The 21,722-nt window shown below is 61.1% G+C and carries 19 protein-coding genes; 14 read left to right on the top strand and 5 right to left on the bottom strand.

Annotated features, from left to right (window positions below; translation table 11 throughout):
- The first annotated feature begins 19 nt into the window (after positions 1-19).
- The 10 genes from ACEN8Z_RS28550 to ACEN8Z_RS28505 all read left to right on the top strand — a co-directional run bounded on the left by ACEN8Z_RS28550 (position 20) and on the right by ACEN8Z_RS28505 (position 7,209).
- Entirely contained in the window at positions 20-685 is a 666-nt protein-coding gene (locus ACEN8Z_RS28550) for a riboflavin synthase (protein WP_008000433.1), read from the top strand.
- Positions 686-701: 16 nt separating this feature from the next.
- A complete protein-coding gene (gene ribBA / locus ACEN8Z_RS28545; protein ID WP_007984459.1) occupies positions 702-1,793 on the top strand; it encodes a bifunctional 3,4-dihydroxy-2-butanone-4-phosphate synthase/GTP cyclohydrolase II in 1,092 nt (363 codons plus the stop codon).
- Positions 1,794-1,884: 91 nt separating this feature from the next.
- The gene (ribH, locus tag ACEN8Z_RS28540) at positions 1,885-2,361 is read left to right on the top strand and encodes a 6,7-dimethyl-8-ribityllumazine synthase (protein ID WP_003228649.1); all 477 of its coding nucleotides are present in this window, start codon (positions 1,885-1,887) and stop codon (positions 2,359-2,361) included.
- Positions 2,358-2,858 (top strand): transcription antitermination factor NusB, encoded by a 501-nt coding sequence (gene nusB / locus ACEN8Z_RS28535; protein WP_008000432.1) that lies wholly within the window; start codon positions 2,358-2,360, stop codon positions 2,856-2,858. Before ribH ends, nusB begins: the two co-directional genes overlap by 4 nt.
- A gap of 21 nt (positions 2,859-2,879) precedes the next feature.
- Entirely contained in the window at positions 2,880-3,845 is a 966-nt protein-coding gene (gene thiL / locus ACEN8Z_RS28530) for a thiamine-phosphate kinase (protein WP_495596369.1), read from the top strand.
- Positions 3,842-4,345: a phosphatidylglycerophosphatase A family protein gene (locus tag ACEN8Z_RS28525; RefSeq protein WP_495596368.1), complete on the top strand. Its 504-nt coding sequence runs from the start codon at positions 3,842-3,844 to the stop codon at positions 4,343-4,345. The genes thiL and ACEN8Z_RS28525 overlap by 4 nt, the downstream gene beginning before the upstream one ends.
- A gap of 53 nt (positions 4,346-4,398) precedes the next feature.
- On the top strand, positions 4,399-5,139 hold the full coding sequence (locus ACEN8Z_RS28520; RefSeq protein WP_495596367.1) for a substrate-binding periplasmic protein: 741 nt from the start codon (positions 4,399-4,401) through the stop codon (positions 5,137-5,139).
- A 236-nt stretch (positions 5,140-5,375) separates the two neighbouring features.
- On the top strand, positions 5,376-5,993 hold the full coding sequence (gene ribA / locus ACEN8Z_RS28515; protein WP_007984463.1) for a GTP cyclohydrolase II: 618 nt from the start codon (positions 5,376-5,378) through the stop codon (positions 5,991-5,993).
- The gene (locus ACEN8Z_RS28510) at positions 5,990-6,409 is read left to right on the top strand and encodes an MFS transporter (protein WP_495596366.1); all 420 of its coding nucleotides are present in this window, start codon (positions 5,990-5,992) and stop codon (positions 6,407-6,409) included. The genes ribA and ACEN8Z_RS28510 overlap by 4 nt, the downstream gene beginning before the upstream one ends.
- On the top strand, positions 6,409-7,209 hold the full coding sequence (locus tag ACEN8Z_RS28505; RefSeq protein WP_495596365.1) for a cobalamin-binding protein: 801 nt from the start codon (positions 6,409-6,411) through the stop codon (positions 7,207-7,209). Before ACEN8Z_RS28510 ends, ACEN8Z_RS28505 begins: the two co-directional genes overlap by 1 nt.
- Positions 7,210-7,332: 123 nt before the next feature.
- Here the strand turns inward: ACEN8Z_RS28505 and ACEN8Z_RS28500 are convergent, their stop codons facing one another.
- The 5 genes from ACEN8Z_RS28500 to ACEN8Z_RS28480 form a co-directional block, all read right to left on the bottom strand.
- The gene (locus ACEN8Z_RS28500) at positions 7,333-9,192 is read right to left on the bottom strand and encodes a TonB-dependent receptor domain-containing protein (RefSeq protein WP_495596364.1); all 1,860 of its coding nucleotides are present in this window, start codon (positions 9,190-9,192) and stop codon (positions 7,333-7,335) included.
- Between the two features lie 157 nt (positions 9,193-9,349).
- Entirely contained in the window at positions 9,350-11,248 is a 1,899-nt protein-coding gene (gene dxs, locus ACEN8Z_RS28495) for a 1-deoxy-D-xylulose-5-phosphate synthase (protein ID WP_116263848.1), read from the bottom strand.
- A 91-nt stretch (positions 11,249-11,339) separates the two neighbouring features.
- Entirely contained in the window at positions 11,340-12,227 is an 888-nt protein-coding gene (ispA, locus tag ACEN8Z_RS28490; RefSeq protein ID WP_495596363.1) for a (2E,6E)-farnesyl diphosphate synthase, read from the bottom strand.
- Positions 12,224-12,466 (bottom strand): exodeoxyribonuclease VII small subunit, encoded by a 243-nt coding sequence (locus tag ACEN8Z_RS28485; RefSeq protein WP_007970180.1) that lies wholly within the window; start codon positions 12,464-12,466, stop codon positions 12,224-12,226. Before ACEN8Z_RS28485 ends, ispA begins: the two co-directional genes overlap by 4 nt.
- Positions 12,467-12,563: 97 nt before the next feature.
- Positions 12,564-13,709: a Fic family protein gene (locus ACEN8Z_RS28480; RefSeq protein ID WP_495598204.1), complete on the bottom strand. Its 1,146-nt coding sequence runs from the start codon at positions 13,707-13,709 to the stop codon at positions 12,564-12,566.
- A gap of 278 nt (positions 13,710-13,987) precedes the next feature.
- Between ACEN8Z_RS28480 and ACEN8Z_RS28475 the strand changes: the two genes are divergently transcribed.
- The 4 genes from ACEN8Z_RS28475 to ACEN8Z_RS28460 are packed head-to-tail and all read left to right on the top strand — an operon-like array spanning position 13,988 to position 21,722.
- On the top strand, positions 13,988-14,779 hold the full coding sequence (locus ACEN8Z_RS28475; RefSeq protein WP_495596362.1) for a YfaP family protein: 792 nt from the start codon (positions 13,988-13,990) through the stop codon (positions 14,777-14,779).
- A gap of 39 nt (positions 14,780-14,818) precedes the next feature.
- Entirely contained in the window at positions 14,819-16,531 is a 1,713-nt protein-coding gene (locus ACEN8Z_RS28470; protein ID WP_495596361.1) for a DUF2138 domain-containing protein, read from the top strand.
- The gene (locus ACEN8Z_RS28465) at positions 16,528-17,166 is read left to right on the top strand and encodes a DUF1175 domain-containing protein (protein WP_495596360.1); all 639 of its coding nucleotides are present in this window, start codon (positions 16,528-16,530) and stop codon (positions 17,164-17,166) included. The genes ACEN8Z_RS28470 and ACEN8Z_RS28465 overlap by 4 nt, the downstream gene beginning before the upstream one ends.
- Complete coding sequence (locus ACEN8Z_RS28460) at positions 17,163-21,722, top strand: alpha-2-macroglobulin family protein (protein ID WP_495596359.1); 4,560 nt, start codon at positions 17,163-17,165, stop codon at positions 21,720-21,722. The genes ACEN8Z_RS28465 and ACEN8Z_RS28460 overlap by 4 nt, the downstream gene beginning before the upstream one ends.

Genomic DNA, 21,722 nt, shown 5'->3' with positions numbered 1-21,722 from the left:
TGTTCTCGAGGAGAACCTCATGTTTACCGGCATCATCGAATCCATCGGCAGTATTCGTGCATTGACCCCAAAGGGCGGTGATGTGCGGGTTCACGTCGAAACCGGCAAGCTCGACCTGAGCGACGTCAAGCTGGGCGACAGCATCGCGGTCAACGGCGTATGCCTGACCGCCGTTGAGTTGCCGGGCAACGGCTTTGCGGCGGACGTCAGTCGCGAAACCCTCGACTGCACTGCCATGAACGACCTGAAAAGCGGCAGCCCGGTCAATCTGGAAAAAGCCCTGACTCCGACCACTCGCCTCGGCGGGCACCTGGTCAGCGGTCACGTCGATGGCGTGGGCGAAGTGGTTGCCCGTACCGAAAACGCGCGCGCCGTGGAATTCCGCATTCGTGCGCCGAAGGAACTGGCCAAGTACATCGCCCATAAAGGTTCGATCACCGTCGACGGCACCAGCCTGACCGTGAACGCGGTCGATGGCGCCGAGTTCCTGCTGACCATCATTCCTCACACCCTGAGCGAAACCATCATGGCGTCGTATCAGCCTGGTCGCCGGGTGAACCTGGAAGTGGACTTGCTGGCCCGTTATCTGGAGCGCCTGCTGCTGGGCGACAAGGCCGCAGAGCCTGCAAAATCCGGAAACATTACCGAAAGCTTTCTGGCCGCCAACGGCTACCTCAAATCCTGACCCAAGGGGGTGCCTTGTGGCGCTCAATAGCATCGAAGAACTGGTTGAAGACATCCGCCAAGGCAAGATGGTCATCCTCATGGATGACGAAGATCGCGAGAACGAAGGCGACCTGATCATGGCCGCAGAGTGCTGCAAGCCCGAGCACATCAACTTCATGGCCAAGCACGCCCGTGGCCTGATCTGCATGCCGATGAGCCGTGAGCGTTGCGAACTGCTCAAGCTGCCGTTGATGGCGCCGCGCAACGGTTCCGGTTTCGGTACCAAGTTCACCGTGTCCATCGAAGCCGCCACCGGCGTGACCACCGGCATTTCCGCTGCCGACCGCGCGCGCACCGTGCAGGCTGCCGCCGCCCGTGATGCCAAGGCTGAAGATATCGTCAGCCCGGGTCACATCTTCCCGCTGATGGCCCAGGCTGGTGGCACATTGGCCCGTGCTGGCCACACCGAAGCTGCCTGCGACTTGGCGCGGATGGCCGGTTTCGAGCCGAGCGGCGTGATTTGCGAAGTGATGAACGACGACGGCACCATGTCCCGTCGCGCCGAGCTGGAAGCTTTTGCAGCTGAACACGACATCAAGATCGGCACCATCGCCGACCTGATTCACTACCGGATGATCCATGAACGTACCGTTCAGCGGATTGCCGAGCAGCCACTGGACAGCGAACTGGGCCAATTCAACCTGGTGACCTATCGTGATTCGGTGGAGGGCGACGTGCACATGGCCCTGACCCTGGGCAATGTCTGCGCCGAAGAACCGACCCTGGTCCGGGTGCACAACATGGACCCGCTGCGTGACCTGTTGATGGTCAAGCAACCGGGCCGCTGGAGCCTGCGCGCCGCCATGGCCACGGTTGCCGAGGCCGGCAGCGGCGTGGTGCTGTTGCTCGGTCACCCGCTCGATGGCGACGTGTTGCTGGCGCATATCCGCGAAACCGCGGACCACGCAGCGGTGAAAAAGCCGACCACCTACAGCACTGTGGGTGCCGGTTCGCAGATTCTGCGCGACCTGGGCGTGCGCAAAATGCGCCTGATGTCGGCACCGATGAAATTTAATGCGATATCCGGTTTCGATCTGGAAGTTGTAGAATACGTGCCCTCCGAATAATGACCGGCAGTTTCCGGTCCTGAATTCGCGGCAAATAAATCACTGAGGGACGCGTACAAGACGCGTCCCGGCTCTTTAAGAGATCTATCGAATGACCCTGAAGACCATCGAAGGTACCTTCATCGCCCCTAAAGGCCGCTACGCTCTGGTAGTGGGCCGTTTCAACAGCTTCGTCGTTGAAAGCCTGGTCAGCGGTGCAGTTGATGCCCTGGTTCGCCACGGCGTAAGCGAAAGCGACATCACCATCATCCGCGCGCCTGGCGCCTTCGAAATCCCGCTGGTTGCGCAGAAAGTCGCTCAAAAGGGCGAGTTCGCGGCAATCATCGCCCTGGGCGCAGTCATTCGTGGCGGCACTCCGCACTTCGAATACGTGGCTGGCGAATGCACCAAGGGCCTGGCCCAGGTGTCCATGGAGTTCGGCGTACCGGTTGCATTCGGCGTGCTGACCGTTGATTCCATCGAGCAAGCCATCGAACGTTCCGGCACCAAGGCCGGTAACAAAGGTGCCGAAGCTGCCCTGTCCGCTCTGGAAATGGTCAGCCTGCTGGCGCAGTTGGAGGCCAAGTGATTAGCGACGAAAGCGATCGTTTCAACCCGCGCGATCCAAAGCCTGCGGATGCCGGCAAGCCATCGAAAAGCGTCAAGCGTCGCGAAGCCCGTCAGCTCGCGACTCAGGCGCTGTACCAATGGCATATGGCCAAGCAGTCGCTGAACGAGATCGAAGCGCAGTTCCGGGTCGATAACGATTTCACCGATGTCGACGGCGCGTACTTCCGCGAAATCCTGCACGGGGTTCCGCAGTTCAAGACCGAAATCGACACTGCACTCAAGCCTTGCCTGGACTTGACCATCGAAGAGCTGGACCCGGTTGAGCTGGCGGTTCTGCGCCTGTCGACCTGGGAACTGCTCAAGCGCGTCGACGTGCCGTACCGCGTTGTGATCAACGAAGGTATCGAACTGGCCAAGGTCTTCGGTTCCACCGATGGCCACAAGTTCGTCAACGGTGTGCTCGACAAGCTGGCCCCGCGTCTGCGTGAAGCTGAAGTGAAGGCGTTCAAGCGCTGATCGGCGCTTGAGTTGCTGCCAATGGGCGAGTTTGAGCTGATCCGCAATTTCTTTGCCGCCGCGCCTTGTGCGCAGGGCGGCGAAGGCGTTGCCCTCGGGATCGGCGATGACTGCGCCTTGCTGGCTGTTCCTCCCGGGGAGCAGTTGGCAATTTCTACCGATACGCTGGTGGCCGGCGTGCATTTCGCCGATCCCTGCGATCCCTTTCTGCTCGGTCAGCGTTCGCTGGCCGTGGCCGTCAGCGACCTGGCTGCCATGGGCGCCACCCCCGTTGCCTTTACCCTTGCCCTGACCTTGCCGACGGTAACCGCCGATTGGCTGCAAGCCTATGCCCGTGGTTTGAACCAGATGGCGCAAAGCTGCGGCGTGGCGCTGGTGGGTGGCGACACGACCCGTGGGCCGCTGAGCCTGACCATGACCGTATTCGGGCGTGTGCCGGGCGGTCTGGCGTTGACCCGCAGCGGTGCACAACCGGGCGATCTGCTGTGTGTCGGTGGCGACCTGGGCAATGCCGCCGGTGCCTTGCCCTTGGTGCTCGGTCAGCGCACGGCCGAAGCCAGCATTGCCGAGCCGTTGCTGGCGCATTACTGGTCGCCGCAACCGCAGCTTGGCCTGGGTCAGGCGCTGCGGGGCAAGGCCACTTCGGCAATGGATATCTCCGACGGCTTGCTCGCTGATTGCGGGCATATCGCGCTGGCCTCGAAGGTCGGTATCGAAGTCGAGCAGGAGCGTTTACCGCTGTCGCAAAGCCTGGTCGACTTTCTCGGTCAAGCGGATGCACAGGTGGCGGCCCTGAGCGGAGGCGATGACTACGTCCTGGTTTTCACCTTACCGTCCGTCGAGTTACCACTATTGCTGGCCGACGGCTGGCCGATCCATGTGATTGGAACAGTAGTGACGGGGCTGGGCGTAAGGCTGCTGGACGCCGACGGCAAAGACATCACCCCGCAAAATCGGGGTTATCAACATTTTCGGGAGTCACCGTGACAGATCATCCCAAACAGGTTCCGGCGGAACTCGTACCGCCGTCGGTCTGGCGTAATCCGTGGCATTTCCTGGCGTTCGGCTTCGGCTCGGGCACCTTGCCAAAGGCGCCAGGCACTTGGGGATCGTTAGTTGCGCTGCCTTTTATCCCGTTGTGGCAAATGCTGCCTGACTGGGGTTACTGGCTGATGCTCGGCATCACCATGCTGTTCGGCTTCTGGCTGTGCGGCAAAGTGGCCGACGATTTACGGGTACACGACCATGAAGGCATCGTCTGGGACGAAATGGTCGGGATGTGGATCACCCTGTGGCTGGTGCCGGAAGGTTGGCAATGGTTGCTCGCGGGCTTCTTGATGTTCCGCTTCTTCGACATCCTCAAGCCGTGGCCGATTCGCTGGATTGACCGGCACGTACATGGCGGTGTCGGCATCATGCTCGATGATGTCCTGGCCGGGGTGTTCGCCTGGTTGGCAATGCAGGGACTGGTGTGGTTTTTCGCCTGACCGGGGATTTCCCGGCGTTAATCAGGATAGCGGTTAATCGGGGGGTAGCAGGGATGGCTTTACGCGGTTTGATGGTGATGGCGTTTGCGATGTTTTGCTCTTTTGCCCAGGCGGGAGGAGGGGGGGCTACGCCGCCGTCGGTGATTCATGTGGCCAGCGAAGACTGGGAAGACTACACCGCTGCTGACGGTCATGGACTGGGTTGGGAAGTGCTACGGCAAGTGTTCGAGCCGGCGGGCGTCAAGGTCGACATCCGCACCGAGCCCTACTTGCGCTCCCTGGGCCTGGCCGAACGTGCCGAGGTCGATGCCTGCGTCGGTTACTATCGTGACGAATCCGAGGGCGTGCTCTATCCCCGCTGGAACTTCGACACCGATCACATCTATGCCTTGGGCCTGGCCAGCAGTCCGGTACCCACTCCGGAAACCCTGGGCAATTATCGGCTGGCCTGGGTCCGCGGCTACGATTACCAGCGTTACTTGCCCAATGTGCGCCACTTCGACGAAGTGATACGGCGTACCGGCATCGTGTCGATGCTGACCCACAATCGCGTCGACTTCTATATCGATGCCCTGACTGAAGTCGATGACGTCCTCAACCGCGCCAAGGATCCATCCCAGCTGCGGCGCACCCATATTGCAGAGTTGCCGCTGTATCTGTGTTTCGCCAAGACCCCGAAGGCGCGCAGCCTGATGGCCCTGTTCGATCAGCGCATGGAGCAACTGGTGAAAAGCGGCGAGCTGAAACCGATTTTTGAACGCTGGAAACAGCCGTATCCGTTTGATTCGAACTGAAGGGCTGATACAGAACCCTGTAGGAGCGAGCTTGCTCGCGAAGGAGTGTCAGTCGACAGCGAGATAGCTGACACTCCATCGCGAGCAAGCTCGCTCCTACACAGGAGAGTGTCGTCAGGGCGCATATCAAACTTATTGATAGTTATCGCCGATAATTCAGCCTAAGCGTCCTCCGGAACCTGCTGTTACAATGCCGGCTCTGCGAATCTTCAGACTTTTAGATCAGGAGCACACCGGTGCCTGTCGTTTTTGTCGCCGCTTCCAAGCTGCCAACGCCTTTTGCGCAATTCACCATGCACGGCTTTCTCGATGAGGCCACCGGCCGCGAGCACGTTGTGCTGAGCCTGGGTGAGTTCGCCGACGGTGCCCCGGTACTCGGCCGGTTGCACTCCGAATGCCTGACGGGCGATGCCTTGTTCAGCCAGCGTTGCGACTGCGGCTCGCAACTGGAGGCCGCCTTGCAGGCCATCGCCCGCGAAGGTCGTGGTGTTTTGCTCTACCTGCGCCAGGAGGGCCGGGGCATTGGTCTGCTGAACAAGATCCGCGCCTATGAGCTGCAGGACGGTGGCGCCGATACCGTTGAAGCCAACGAGCGCCTGGGTTTTGCTGCCGACCAGCGTGACTACGCCATGTGCCTGCCAATGCTGGAGCACCTGGGTGTGAAGTCACTGCGCCTGATGACCAACAACCCGCGCAAGGTCAAAGCCTTGACCGATATGGGGATCGCGGTCGCCGAGCGCGTGCCGCTGCACACCGGCCACAACCCGCATAACCGACTCTACCTGGCGACCAAGGCCAGCAAGCTCGACCACATGATGGGCAATGAGCATCAGGGCGAGGTAGACCGGGCGTGACCCGCGGTCAGGTGCGGCGGCGACTGTCCGTCAACTGGTGGCAATACCTGGCACTGGCCTTGTTGCCGCTGTTGGTGATCAACGTGGTGTTCGGCCAGGCCGAAGCCATCCTGCCGGTGTTGGCGATGCCGTTTTTCATCGCCGGTGTCGCTTCGATGTTTGTCAGCCTGAAGTTTTTCGGTACCTACAAACACGCGCTGATCGCCACCCAGAAAGCCCTCGATACCCCTGAAGAACCGGCCGCCTGGGTCAGTCTTGCAGCCAAGCGTCGCACGGCATTCCTTGCCGCCGGTCTGCCGGCCTGGATCGGTGCCCTGGCGGTGTTCGTCGGTCTCGAAGCGGTGCCGCTGATGCTGCTGGCGCTGTCGACCGTCGTGCTGTTCTACCTCTACCGTATTCCGCGTCAACTCGGTTGATGCGCGCGGTCTGGCTGGCGGTGTTGCTGTTGGCCGCCAGCGGCTCGGCTGTCGCGGTCGAGCGGGTTGTCAGCCTTGCACCATCGCTCTCTGAAATTGTCGTTGAACTGGGTTCCGCCGACCTCCTGGTCGGTGTGCTGGACGCCGGTGAACGCCCCGCCGAACTCAAGAACCTGCCGTCCGTTGGCCGCTATGGCCAGTTGGACATGGAACGCCTGCTCAGCCTGAATCCCGATCTGTTGCTGCTATGGCCCGGTAGCGTCGGCCCGGCCCAACGCGACCAGCTCAAGCGCCTGAATATTCCCACCTACGTCGCCGAACCCCACAGCCTGGACCAGCTCGCCGAGCAGATTGAGGCCATTGCCGCTCAGCTCAGTCGACCTGAACGCGGAATTTCATTGGCCACCGATCTACGCCAGCGGCTGGATGAATTGCGCCAACGCTATCGGCGGGATCAGCCATTACGGGTGTTCTATCAGGTGTGGGATCGACCGCTGTACACCGTCGGCGGCGAGCAGATCATCAGCGATGCGCTGGAAGTCTGCGGCGCGCACAACGTGTTTGCCGACCTGACGCTGCCTGCACCGCAAGTCAGTGTGGAAGCCGTGTTGCAGCGTAATCCCGAGGTGATTCTGGCCAGCGATCAGGCGCAACTTGATGCGTGGAAAGCCTGGCCACAGGTGGCGGCGGTGGCGCAAGGGCAATTGCGCCTGGTCACGGACAAGGGGTTGGAGCGGCCGAGTGGGCAGATGGTCGAGGCGACTGCAAAGCTTTGTCATTTGATTGCGCCAGACCGCTGAGACCGAGGTGCCTTCATCGCGAGCAAGCTCGCTCCCACAGGGTTCTGTTTTGATCGCAAATCGAAAACCTGTGGGAGCGGGCTTGCTCGCGAAGAGGTTGGCCCAGACAGTACAAGGTTCGGATCAGATCTCCGGCGTCCACGTTACCCCGAACATCCACGCCCGACCTTCCTCGCGATACCCGAACTGGTTACCTTGGTAGCTATACAACGCCCGGCTGTAACCCTTGTCCAGCAGGTTATCGATCTTCAGCTCCAGTTCGATTTCACGATTGAGCTCCCAACTGCTGCGCAGTCCCAACAAGGCATAACCGCCGAGCGGCTGTTGATTGTTCAGGTCGTCATAGCTGCTGCTGACCGCTTGCCAACTGGCGCCGAGGCCCAGGCGATCGAATTGCCGATCCAGGTCCAGGCTCAAGGTGCGCCGCGCACGACGGGCCAGAGTATGGCCAGTGTCGCGATCGCGCGGGTCGATGATCGCCACGCCAAGGTTGCTCTGCCAGCCGAACAACTCCTGCTTCAATGCCGCTTCAAAACCGTTGATCCGCGCCGAGGCAACGTTCTCCGGGCGCGAGTTGCTGCCGAAGATGATCGCGTCTTCAAGGTCGGTGCGATACAGCGAGGCCTCCAGACGACTGCTCTCGGTCAACTGGCTGCGCCATTGCAGCTCATAGCTTTTCGAGGTTTCAGGCTTCAGGTCCGGGTTGCTGAAGTCGGGGTAGTACAGGTCGTTGAACGTCGGTGCGCGGAAGCCTTCGCTGTAGGTCAGCAGCATTTCGTTGTCCGGGTTCAGCGGCAGGGTGAAGGTGCCGCTCCAGGTATTCTGGCTACCGAACTGCTGGTTATCGTCGTGACGCAGGCCCAGCTCCGTGGAGAAACTGTCCGCCTGAAAGCGATGCTGGATAAACGCGGCGCGGTTCCAGCGGCTTTCCTCGTCGTACGCCGTGCTGCTGTTGACCCGGTCTTCATACCAGTCGCCACCCAGCAGCAGGCTGTTGCGCTCGTTGAGCGTCAGGTCGTTCTGCCAAGTCACCGAATCGCGGTAAGTATTGAAAACACTGCGCTCATCGCTGAGCTTGTCGAGGGTCTTCTCGCGATTTTCACTGTGACCGAGTTCAACACGGGTTTTCCATGCTTCATTGATGCGCGCGTCGATGTAATTGCTGACACTGCTCACATCGAATTCGTTGTAGGGCTGCTGTTGGACTGCCCCGAACGGGCTGTCGAACTCGCTCTTGCCACGGTTATCCAGCACGTTGGCGCCGATCTCGATGTCATCGCCGAGGGCATGGCTCAAGCTCAGGCTGAACGACTGGTTGCGATACTCGTCATGGTCACCGTCGCTGGGGTGTGACTCGTGGGTGCGATTGATCCCGGCGGTTTCGTCGAGGCTGGCGCCGAGGTTGAAGCGGGTTCGCTCATCACCACCGGACAGGCCAAGGCTGTGCTCCCGGGACTGGTTGCTGCCAAAACCCGTGTGCAAACGCGGTTGCAGACCTTGCTCGCCGCCACGGCGGGTGAAGATCTGGATCACCCCGCCAATCGCATCACTGCCATAAATTACCGAACGGGAGCCGCGCAGCACTTCCACGCGCTCGACCTGCTCGATATTGATGTGTTGCAGATTGCTGTCGCCGGAGGTCGAGCTGCCGATGCGCTGGCCGTCCACCAACACCAGGCTCTGGGCCGACTGGGTGCCGCGGATGAAGACACCCGGAAGGCTGCCGCGCCCGCCCGTTTGCGAAACCTGCACACCCGGCACCCGACGTAGCAGATCGGTAACGCTGTCGGGTTGCAGGCGATCGATGTCTTCGCGGGTGAATACAGTGTTGGCGGCACTGCTGTCATTGCGCGCTTCGACCTGGCGGTTGGCGCTGATCAATACGTCGGGCAGCTTCAAGGCTTGATCGCGTTCGAAGGTGTCGGCCAGCAGTGGGCCGGCCGGCAGCAGGGCCAGCGTCAGGGCGAAGAGGGAGAGTTTCATGGGTAGTCCGTTGGTGCTTTGAGGCGAATACAGTTTTGATAGACGCTGAAAGCCACTGTGGGAGCGAGCTTGCTCGCGATAGCGGTGTATCAGTCAGCATTTGAGTCGACTGACAGGCCGCCATCGCGAGCAAGCTCGCTCCCACAGGGTTTTGCGTTTAGATGTTGAGCAGTTGCAGGCGCTCGCGGATCGAAGCCTCGATCCCGGCTTCATCCAGCCCACACTCGGCCAGCATTTGCGCAGGCTTGGCGTGTTCGACGTAAATGTCCGGCAAGCCCAGGTGCAGCATCGACTTGAGGATGTTCTCGCGAGCGAGGAACTCGCTGACTGCGCCACCGGCACCGCCCATGATCGCGTTTTCTTCGACGGTCACCAGTAGCTCGTGGCTACCGGCGATTTCGCGAACCAGTGCTTCATCGAGCGGTTTGACGAAACGCATGTCGACCACGGTCGCGTCCAGCGTCTCGGCGACTTTAAGGGCTTCGGCCAGTTGCACGCCGAACACCAGCAGGGCGACTTTGCTGCCCTGGCGGCGAATCACACCCTTGCCGATCTCGATCGGTTCGAGGTCTTTCTCGATGGTCGCGTTCGGGCCATTGCCGCGTGGATAGCGCACGGCCGCCGGGCCTTCATACAGGTGGCCGGTGGTGAGCATTTTGCGCAGCTCGTTTTCATCGCTCGGGGTCATCACCAGCATGCCCGGGATGCAACGCAGGAACGACAGGTCGAAACTGCCGGCGTGGGTCGGACCGTCTTCGCCCACCAGACCGGCGCGGTCGATGGCGAACAGTACGTCGAGATTCTGCACGGCGACGTCATGCACCAGTTGGTCGTAGCCGCGCTGCAGGAAGGTCGAATAGATGGCCACCACGGGTTTGGCGCCTTCGCAGGCCATGCCGGCCGCGAGGGTGACGGCGTGCTGCTCGGCAATGGCTACGTCGAAGTAGCGCAGCGGGAAACGTTCGCTGAAAGCGACCAGGTCCGAGCCTTCCTTCATCGCCGGGGTAATCCCGACCAGACGTGGATCGGCCGCCGCCATGTCGCACAGCCATTCACCGAACACACCGGAATATTTCGGCCCACTGGCCTTTTTCGGCGCAGCGGCCGGAGCGTCCAGAGGTTCGAGTTTGGTGATGGCGTGGTAACCGATCGGATCGACTTCCGCCGGGGCGAAGCCTTTGCCTTTCTTGGTGACGACGTGCAGGAACTGCGGGCCTTTCAGATCGCGCATGTTGCGCAGGGTGGCGATCAGGGTCGGCAGGTCGTGGCCATCGATCGGACCGATGTAGTTCCAGCCCAGCTCTTCAAACAGCGTGCCGGGAACCAGCATGCCTTTGGCATATTCTTCGGTGCGGCGGGCGATTTCCCAGGCACCGGGCAGGCGCGACAGCACTTTCTTGCTGCCCTCGCGCATGCTCGCGTAGGTGCGGCTGGAAAGGATCTTCGCCAGATAGTTCGACAAGCCACCGACGTTGCGCGAGATCGACATGTCGTTGTCGTTGAGGATCACCAGCATGTTGGCATCCACTTCCGGCGCATGGTTCAGCGCCTCGAACGCCATGCCCGCGGTCAACGCGCCGTCGCCGATCACTGCGATCGCCTTGCGCTCGCTATTTTGCAGGCGGGCGGCAATCGCCATGCCCAGCGCGGCACTGATCGATGTGCTGGAGTGGCCGACACCAAAGGTGTCGTACTCGCTCTCGGAGCGGCGCGGGAAGGCAGCGACGCCGTCCTTCTGACGCAGGGTGCCCATGCGCTCGCGACGACCGGTGAGGATCTTGTGCGGATAAGCCTGGTGACCCACGTCCCACACCAACCGGTCGTCCGGGGTGTCGAAGACGTAATGCAGCGCGATGGTCAGCTCGATCACGCCCAGGCCGGCACCGAAATGCCCACCGGTCTGGCCGACCGTGTAGAGCAATTCCAGGCGCAACTCATCGGCCAGGGTTTCCAGCTCGGCTTCGCCTAACCGGCGCAGGCCGTCCGGCGTGTTCGCGCGGTCGAGCAGGGGCGTGGTCGGGCGCTTGCGGGGAATCTCATGAAACGTCGTGGGCATCAGGCGAATCGTTATAGGTATAAAAGATGCGGCAGTTTACCTGATGCTTCGTCCCCTGCCCACGCGTTGGTTTTTTTTGGCGGATACGCCGTCAACTGCGGCGATCGACGATATACCGGGCCAGATCACGCAACGGCTCGGCTGCCGCGTCAAACGGTCGCAGTGCGTGCAGGGCCTGGTCGCGCAATTCCAGGGCATAGGCCTTGGCGGCGTCGAGGCCGAGCAGGGCCGGGTAGGTCGGTTTGTCCCGAGCAATGTCGGCGCCCTGGCGTTTGCCGAGGGTTTCGGTATCGCTTTCGACGTCGAGAATGTCGTCCTGGACCTGGAATGCCAAGCCGATGGCCTGTGCATAAGTCTGCAGGGACTTGAGTTCGTCTTTCTCGGCGCAGCCGCTGGCCAATGCGCCGAGTTTGACGCTGACCTCGATCAACGCGCCGGTCTTGTGCCGATGCATGTATTCCAGGGCTTTCTGGTCGAGCTTCAGGCCGACCGAGCCGAGGTCGATGGCCTGACCGCCGACCATGCCCGCCGGGCCTGCCGCCAGAGCCAGGGCGCTGACCATTTGCAGGCGGATTTCGGCCTGCGAAGTGCTCAAGCGTGGGTCGAGCAGGGCGCTGAAGGCCAGGCTCTGCAAGCCGTCGCCGGCGAGGATCGCGCAGGCTTCATCGAATTTCTTGTGGGTGGTTGGCTGGCCGCGACGCAGATCGTCATCGTCCATGGCCGGCAAATCATCATGCACCAGCGAGTAGGCGTGGATCAGTTCCACCGCACAGGCCGCGCCGTTGGCTTGCTCGGCCTTGCCGCCCAACGCTTCGCACGCGGCGTAGGCCAGCAGTGGACGCACGCGTTTGCCGCCATTCATCACGCTGTAGCGCATGGCCTCGTACAGCCGCGCCAGCTCCGGGCTCGGTGCCGTGAACAGGGTTTCCAGGGCCGCATTGACACGAGCCTGGCTGGTTGCCGAGTACGCTGCAATCATTCTGGCTGATCCGCGTCGAAGGGTTCCTCGGCCAACTCGCCATCACGCTCGAGCAGCACCTGAACCTTTTGCTCGGCCTGGGCCAGCGCCGCCTGGCAATCGCGGGTCAGACCGATGCCTTGCTCGAAAGCGGCCAGCGAGTCTTCCAGCGACAATTCGCCATTCTCCAGACGCTCCACCAGCGTTTGCAGGTCGGCGAGGGACTGTTCGAAATCCAGTGCAGCTTTTTTGCGGGCCATGGCGGCGATTTCCGGTTGACGTTAAACCGGCGCGACACTAGCAGATAGGGGGTTTATGGGCAAATGAGCGGGGTGATTGGTGCAATGGTTTCAGTGCTCAGGATTGCGCCTCGTCGGGATATTTGATCTGGTACCGAGTACTGCGCCCACCCCCGGGCAGGCGTTGCAGGCAGTCTTTGTTCAGCAGTTCGGTCAGATGACGAGTCGCGGTCGCTTTGGATACTTTGGCGACGGCCTGGTATTGAGCCGCACTGATACCGTGCTCGAAGCCTCTTTCGCCGCCATCGAGCAAGCGATTCAGCACCTTGGTTTGTTCGGCCGACAGCCCGGATGTCTGGTGCGCCTGCCAGAATCGCGCCTTGCCCAGCACACTGTCGATCCGTGTCATGGCTTGTTGCAGGCTGCGCAGAAGGGTTTGCAGGAACCACTCCAGCCACACAGTGACATCGGTCGTAGCCTTTTGACTCGTTTCCAATACCCGGTAGTAACCGGTGCGATCTTCAAGAATGCTTGCCGACATTGCGTGAAAACGAATCGCCTGAGACTCGCCCTGCGCCAATGCCATGTCGGTGATGGTGCGCGTGAGGCGACCATTGCCGTCGTCAAAAGGATGGAGCGTGACAAACCAGAAGTGTGCGATGCCAGCACGCAGCAATGGGTCGAGCCCGCCCTGACTTCGGCCGCTCTCAAACCAGTCGAGGAAGATTTCGAGTTGACGTTCAAGGCCCAGTCGAGGCGGCGCTTCGAAGTGCACGGTCGGCTTGTCGAGACGACCGGAGACGACTTGCATCGGTTCATCACCTCGCAATGCACTGACACGTATCGTCCGGGCGGCGAGGTCGCCGTCCTGCTCCGGAAACAACCATTCATGCCAGTCCAGCAAACGATCCAGCGTCAGCGGTTCAGCGAAATGCTGCGTAGCATCGAGCATCAATTGCGCAAGACCTTCACTGCGTTGGCTAACCCTGTCGCCATCAACCAGATTCAGACCCAAGCGTCGAGCCAGCGACGAACGAACGGAGCCGACATTCAGTTGTTCACCTTCAATGGCCGATGAGGTGACGATGTTTTGCAACAACGCATCCAGCTCACTTTGCGCGCTCAGCGAACTGTCCACGGAACTGGCCATGCCCATTAGCCGACCTTGTGCTTGAACGCACTCGCGTAACAAGGGCGCCAAGCGTTCGGCACTCCAGGTGAACTCCGGCCAATCAGGCTGCTGCCATATCCATTGAGGTGTCATGAATTTGATGCTCTGGAGGGGGATGAGCCGATTGGAAAGGATATTCGGCTCACATAATGAGCCGAATATGATACTTATTCGGCTCACCGTCCACCCGCTACCGTGATATCCACCGCAATTTCCGAGCCATCCGATTGTTAAAAAACACCTGAATGGCTAACCTTCGAGCCCTATACGACCTGGCAGTCACGGGTCTTTCAGACGAAATGCAGTCTCCACATCTGTAACGCGCCCAGGATCAGGCGCAAGGTTTCGTCATGCATGCCAGGAGGCGTCACATGCGCTCATTTCTTTTGCTGCTGATCGGGTTGGCTGTCGTGCCCGTGATTCTGGCCGCGCCGGATGCCGAGTTGTCGGAGCCGGTGGGTGGCTGGCGTTACAACGGCTTGCTGGATCGCAGTGATAACCCGCAAGTCGCCTATCCCACGCCGCCGATTGACCGAGGCGTGCAGCGCAATCGCACGATGATCGAAGGCCGACTCAAGGCCATCGGCACTCAGCGCGGGCCGCACACGTTGGCGGTCAACGGCAATCCGCTGAACCTCTACACCGACGACCAAGGGCGTTTCGCCCGGCCGTATGCGTTTGGTGCCGGTTCCAACAGCGTCGAAGTGCGCAGTGCCGAAGGCCAGTCCCTCAAGCGTGTTCAATTCTATGAAGCCAACAACCTGCGCACACCGGCAAGGATTCGCGTGGTGCTGGGTTGGGACGATCCGAAAGCCGAGCTCGACCTGCATATTGTCACGCCCGATGGCCAGCATGCCTTCTGGGCGCACTCAGCCTTGACCAATGGCGGTGGCCTCGACCCTGACGGCGTCGATGGCCCGGGTCCGGAAATGTTCACCATGACCGCACCGCTGCATGGCACCTATCTGGTTTACGTGAACTATTGGGGCAACTTCGGCAGCGGCGGCTATAACTTCGATGAGACCAGCAACCAGAACGAGGTGATTACCTCGCAGATCAACCTGGTGCTCAACGAAAACACCGTCGATGAAAAACGCGAGACGTTCATCGTGCCCCTGCGCGCAATCGGCGACCTGCTGCTGGTCAAGACTTTCAACTATTAAGCATCCCCGCTCCACGGATGAAATTCGGGTTTTGTGAACATGAGTGATAGCACTGTTACTCCGGCTGCTGGCGCGCCAGCGACCAAACCTTCCCTGCATTGGCCGACGCTGCTGATCGGGATATGCCTGATCGTTGGCGTGGCCGGTGGGTTGGGGTGGTTAATGCACAAGCCCAAGGCCCCGGCACCTGTGTTGGCCAGTGACAAACTGGGCATGAGCCGCCCGGATGGCTTGCTGGAAACCCATTCCCTGAGCCAACTGCCCAAGGACTTGCTGGCAGTGCCGTTCCTCAAGGAAACCCTGACTGAAGATTTCGTCTTCTATTACGAATCCCACGCCGATCGCCTGGGTTTGATCGGCAGCTTGCGGCGGATCATCTACGAACATGACCTGAAGTTGCAGGACACCCTGATCGAGCAACTGTTCGATCAGCCTGCCGACGTAGCGTTGTGGCGCGGGGCGGATGGGCGGCTCAAGGATTTCCTGCTGGTGATGGATCGCGGCGGTCTGGCCAAGGTGCTGGAGCCGCTGGCCAAAGTGGCGCTGGACGACTCGCAGTTGAGCAAAGTCGCTGACGTGAAAGTCGGTATCGACGACGTGGCGCTCTATCAACTCAACTACAACGCCAGCAAGGCGCTGCTGTTCGCGTCCCATGGCGACAAACTGGTGGTGCTGTCCAACCCGGCGAAACTCTACGACCCGCAAAGCGGTGCTGCACAGGAAAACGGCAGCGTTTCGACCCAAGCCATCGCAGCCCTGCTCAATGGCGACAAACTGTTCCCCGAAGCCTTCGGCCTGTCACCGCGTGCGCCGCAGGTGAAGCAACGCCTGTCGGTGAACGCCAGTGTGCTGGCCATGGGTTACCAGCGTTTCATTCCGAACTTTGCCGGCCTGCGCTTTGACATGGACGACACGGGTTGGCACAGCTTTCTGGCCATGGATGAACTGGAAGATCAGCCGGACTTCGATTTCAAACCGATCTGGCAAGCCATGCCCATGGGAGCCAGCGCTTGCGTGGCGTTGCCACTGGCTGCCGAACAACAGAAACCGCTGCTGGTGAAACTCGGCGCAGAGGAGAAAGTCGCCCAAGCATTGATCGAACACATGGCCGGCGCGGCGGGCCTGTGCTGGTATGCCGATTCGCGGCTGTACACGCCCTTGCTGGTGGCCAGCCTCAACGATGACGACAGCGGCAAACTCGATGGGGATCTGGGCAACCTGTTCGGCTCGATGGTCGGCGCCTACGAGAACAACGTCGAAGACGGTGCCTTCCCGGTGGTGGAAAAACAGGCAGGCCAGAGTCACCAGTGGCAGCGTCAGGTCAGCTCCAGTTTTGGTCCCTATGCGGCCAAAGAGGCCGAAGACCCCGATGCCATCACCGGCAAGGCGTTCATGAAAGTCAGCCTGGCACGCCACGGTTCGACGCTGCTGTTTTCCCTCGACGACAAGCTGCTGGACAAGGCTCTCGGTACCCTCGACAAACGCTTCCCGCCAATGGCCGACGTGGTGCCCAAAGACCTGCTGATGCCGGTCTATATCGGCCCGGATTCCATGGCGCAACTGATGCAACAGGAAACCCTCGACAGCCTGCCCCAGGACATGGAACCGGTGTTCTACAACGCCGCGCAAACCTACCTGATCCCGAAATTGCGCAAGCTCGGCGGCTACGGCAAATACGCCCTGACCTTGCCCAAAGGCAGCGAGCCCGACGGCCACTGGCAGTGGTTGCCGCTGGAGTGGAAAGCGCTGTGACGGCATTGATCCGAAGTCTCGGCCTGTTGGCGCTGTTGCTGAGCGCGGGCGCCCGCGCTGTCGAGACGCCGCCGCTCGACCCGCAGCAGTCCCAGGTGTTCCGCGCCTGGTTCGTGCGCATCGCCCAGGAGCAACTCAGCCAGGGCCCGAGCCCCCGTTGGTATCAGCAAGACTGCGCCGGGCTGGTGCGTTTTGCCGCCAATGAAGCGCTGAAAGTCCATGACGACAAATGGCTGCGCAGCAATGGACTGTCCAATCGTTACCTGCCGCCGGAGCTGCAATTGAGCGATGCCCAGCGCGGTCTTGCGCAGCAATGGCAGCAGGGTGGCGGCAAGGTTGGGCCTTACGTCAACGCGATCAAGTTGATCCAGTTCAACAGCCATCTGGTCAGCCGCGATGTGTCGCAGGCGCGACCGGGCGACCTGATGTTTTTCGATCAGGGCGACGACCAGCACCTGATGATCTGGATGGGCCGCTACATCGCCTATCACACCGGCACCACCACACCCACCGACAACGGCATGCGTTCGGCAAGCCTGCAGCAACTCATGACATGGAAGGACACCAGATGGATACCCGACGCAGCCAACCCCAACTTCATCGGCGTCTATCGACTGAGTTTTCTCTCCCAATGACCGGTGCCCGCATGCTGCGTTTTCTGTCTCTGATGTTGGTATTGGTGCTGCCTTGCTCGGTGGTTAACGCCGAAGATTCGGTCCCGTCCAGCGGCTATGCGCCAGTGGCCGGCGAGAGTTTTTTCCTGCTGGCCGACAGCAGTTTTGCCAGCGATGAACAGGCGATGGTGCGCCTCGAAGCACCGGGCCGCGACTATCGCCGGTTTCGCATGGAGCCCTACGGCGGCGCCGACATTCGGGTGTATCGCATCGACAAGCCGCTGGATTTCCTCAAGCGCCAGAAGAACCTGCATCGGGTGGTCAGCGATGGCCAGTTCAAGGGTGAAGGCCTGTCGAACACGCTCGCGTACCTGTGGGACAACTGGTATCGCAAATCCCGTCGGGTGATGCAGCGGGCGTTTACCTACGAGTCGCGTAAACAAGTCACCGAGGAAGTGCCGGAACTGAAGATGGGCAATGCGATGGCCGCGCCAACGCCCTACGATGCGCAGCCGCAATTCGCGCTGATACCGGGTTTGCCGGTGGTCAGCCAGTTCCGTTATCCGTTGTGGCAGGCCAAGCCGATCCAGCCACCGACAGGGGTGAACCTGGCCGGGTCTTCCAGCGAGTTCGTCAGCGTTGCGCCGGGCAACGTGTACATCCCGTTGGGCAATCTCAAACCGGGTCTTTATCTGGTGGAAGCACTGATCGGCAAGTACCGCGCGACCACCATGGTGTTCGTCTCCAACACCGTGGCGGTGAGCAAGATTGCCGGTGACGAATTGCTGGTGTGGGCCGCGCGCAAACACGAAGGCAGCCCGGTGCCGAAGGTCAATGTGTTGTGGACCGATGGCCTCGGCGTAATGAGCAGCGGCGCCACGGATAGCGACGGCTTGCTGCGCTTGAAACACGTCAGCCCCGAGCGTTCGTTCGTGATCGGCGAGGACGAAGAGGGCGGAGTGTTCGTCTCGGAAAACTTCTACTACGACAGCGAAATCTACGACACCAAACTCTATGCCTTCACCGACCGGCCGCTGTATCGACCGGGGGATTGGGTGTCGCTGAAAATCGTCGGGCGTGAATTCAAGAATGCCCGGGACTCGGTGCAGCCAAGCGCTGCCGACGTCAACGTGACTGTGCTCGATGCAACCGGTACGGCGCTGCAATCCCTCGAATTGAAGCTCGATTCCAAGGCTGGCACCCAGGGCCGATTCCAGTTGCCGGACAACGCCGTGGCCGGTGGTTATGAGTTGCGTTTCAGTTACAAGGACCAGGCTTACAGCAGCGCCTTTCGCGTCGCCGAATACATCAAGCCGCACTTCGAGATTTCACTCAATCTGGCCAGGCAGGATTACCGCACGGGCGAGCCAGTCAAGGGCAATCTGGTGCTGCTGTACCCGGACGGCAAACCGGTGGCCAATGCGAAATTGAGCCTGAGCCTGCGCTCCCAACAGCTGTCGATGGTCGACAACGAACTGCAATACCTCGGGCAATTCCCGGTGGAGCTGACCAGTACCGAACTGACCACCGACGCCAAGGGCAGCGCGTCCCTCGACTTGCCGGCCGCTGACAAACCGAGTCGCTACATGCTGACCGTGTTCGCCAGCGACGGTGCGGCGTATCGCGTGAAAACCACCAAGGAAATCCTCATCGACCGTGGCGCGGCGAATTTTCGCTTGAGCGCACCCCGGCGCTTCAGCGCGGTGGGCGACAAGGTTGCGTTCAGCTACACCCGCGAAGGCGAGCAGGCCGACGCAGTTACGCCAGGCAGCTACGGCTGGGTACGCCTGGAAGACCAGAGCACCGGCGAAGGCAAACTCGCGGCAACCGACAAAGGTTTCACACTGGCCTTTGACCGACCGGGCACCTACAACCTGACACTCAAGGATGACCACGGTCGCGTGGTCGGCGCCACCGGGCATTCGGTCACCGGCGACGGTGTCAAAGCCGTACCCGGCACCGTGGAAATCGTCCTCGACAAGCCCGAGTACATCCCAGGCGATGAAGCGCTGGCGCTGATCACTTTCCCGGAACCCGTGAGCGATGCGCTGCTATCTCTGGAGCGCGACAAGGTCGAAGCCACCGCGTTACTTTCCAGGAGCGGCGACTGGCTGAAGATGGAAAAACTCAGCGATACCCAATACCGCGCGCGCATCCCGGTGAAGGAAGGTTTCGCGCCGAACCTGACCTTCTCGGTGCTGTACACCAAGGGCGGCCAGTACAGTTTCCAGAACGCTGGCATCAAGGTGATCACGCCACAGATCGACGTGGCCATCGTCACCGATAAAGAAACCTACCAGCCGGGTGAAACCGTCTCGGTGGACCTGAGTACCGGGTTCGCCGGCAAGCCGATTCCCGCGCACCTGACGGTCAGCGTGGTCGATGAAATGGTCTACGCCCTGCAACCTGAGGTCGCGCCGAGCATCGACCAGTTCTTCTATCACCCGCGGCGCAATAATGTGCGCACCAGCGCCAGTTTGTCGTTCATCAGTTATGACGTTGCCTTGCCGGGCAGCCCCGGTGCACCGGGCAAAGCCAATCGCAGTGAGCGCGGCGTGAAAGTGCTGGAGCGGCCGCGTCGCGAGGATGTCGACACGGCTGCCTGGCAACCTGAATTGCTGACCGATGCCAACGGCAAAACCCGCTTCACCTTCAAGATGCCTGATTCCCTGACCCGCTGGCGCATCACCGCCAGGGCCATCGCCGATGACGGTCAGGTCGGGCAGAAGAAGCAATTCGTACGCTCGGAAAAACCGCTGTACCTGAAGTGGAGCGGCCCGACCCGATTCCGCGCCGGCGACAAACCGGACCTCGGTGTGTTCGCCTTCAGCCAGGCCGAGAACCCGGTCAAGGCCGAACTGGTGACCCGTTACGCCGGCAACGAACAGCGCGTGCCCGTGACCCTGAACAGCGGGATCAACTACATCCCGTTGCCGGCATTTGAACTGGCGGATGGCGAGTGGAACGCCGAGCTGGTGCAGGACGGCAAAGCCGCTGACGCGTTGACGGTGCACCTGAGCGCGACCGGTGAAGGCTGGCAGGTGACTCAAACCCGGAGCCTTGATGTGGGTGAGGGCGATACGCCGCTGACATTGCCGACAGACGCCAGCGATATCCGCCTGCGTCTGGACGACAGTCCGCAAGCGTTGTTCCGCTCTGCACTCGACGATCTGTTGAGCTACCCCTACGGCGGCGTTGAACAGACCGCCAGTCGTCTGTTGCCGTTGAGCATCGCCTACCCGACACTGGCGGCGAATCCGCAGATCCGCGATCGCTTGCGCCTGATCATGCAAAACAGTCGCCTGCGCCTGGTGCAAATGGCCGGTCCTTCGGCGTGTTTCACCTGGTGGGGCATGGACGGCGAGCCGGATGCGTTCCTCACCGCTTACGCCTATTACGCCGACTGGCACGCCAGCCGGGTGCTGGAACTGAGCCTGCCGCCGGAGCATTGGCAGCGGGTGCTGGAGGTCTACGCCAAACAGGCGAACAACACACCACTGTTGCAGCGGGCGCTGATCCTGTCGTTCGCCAAACAGATGCAGTTGCCGGTCAACACCTTGCTCAGTGGCTTGCTGGAAGACCTGGCGAAAGCAGGCGAGGGCACGGCCGCAAACCTGATGGAGGACGGCGAAGACAGCCTTGTCATGAGCGATCCGGATTCAGCCTTGGGGCTGGCTGCCGCACGAGTGCTGACGGCATCGCTGGCCAGGCAATCGAAGGTCGTTTTGCCGGACGCGTTCAATCGGCAACTGGCCGACGCGCAGCAACGTCTGGCGGTCAGTTCCCAGCCGTTTGCCGAAGCGCTGAACCTGTCGCTGCAACCCTTCGATCAGGTTCACGCCCAGGCCTTGCTGCAACGCTTGCTGCCACAGCAATCGACACTGGAACGGGCGCTGGCGTTGATCTGGCTGCAACGCAGCATCGAGCAGGCATCGCCCACCATTGCATTGGCGCCGGGTGAAGGCTGGAAGAAACAGTACGGGGTTTCTGGTGAGATGTATTGGACGTGGCAGGGGCCTGCGCCAGTGCCGACGGTATTGACGCTGACCGGCGCGCAAGAGCGTCCGCTGCGCGCTGCGTTGAGCTACCGCAGCCAGCAACCGGTGGTCGATCCGATGGCCGTGACCATCACCCGTCGCCTATCGCGACTGGTGCCGGGGGATGAAGCCTTCACCTTCAAACTCGAAGCGGTCGGCAGCGCGCCGCTTTCGAGCGACAACCTCTATCTCGACGAAGTGATCGTCACCAGCAAAGCCGCCAGACCGCTGCGCTACGGCATGCTTGAAGTGCCGCTGCCCCCCGGCGCCGATGTCGAGCGCACGACCTGGGGCATCAAGCTCATGGGCAAGGTCGGCACCGAGCCGACGGCGCTGGAGAAGGCGCGTTTCGAACCTGGGCAAATGGCTTACGCCATTCCGGTCGATGCCTTGAGTGGTGAATTGCGTCTGCGGCATTTGGTGCGTTTCTCGCAGAAGGGCCAGTTCAACTTGCCGCCGGTGCGTTTCACTCAGGTTTATGCGCCACAGCATCAGGCACTGGAACAAAAGGCAGCCCTTGGCCAGGTCACGGTTCACTGA

The sequence above is a fragment of the Pseudomonas sp. Pseusp10 genome, assembly GCF_059492225.1.
Note: the sequence above shows the minus strand (reverse complement) of the source record. Positions and strands in the feature narration are given on the sequence as shown.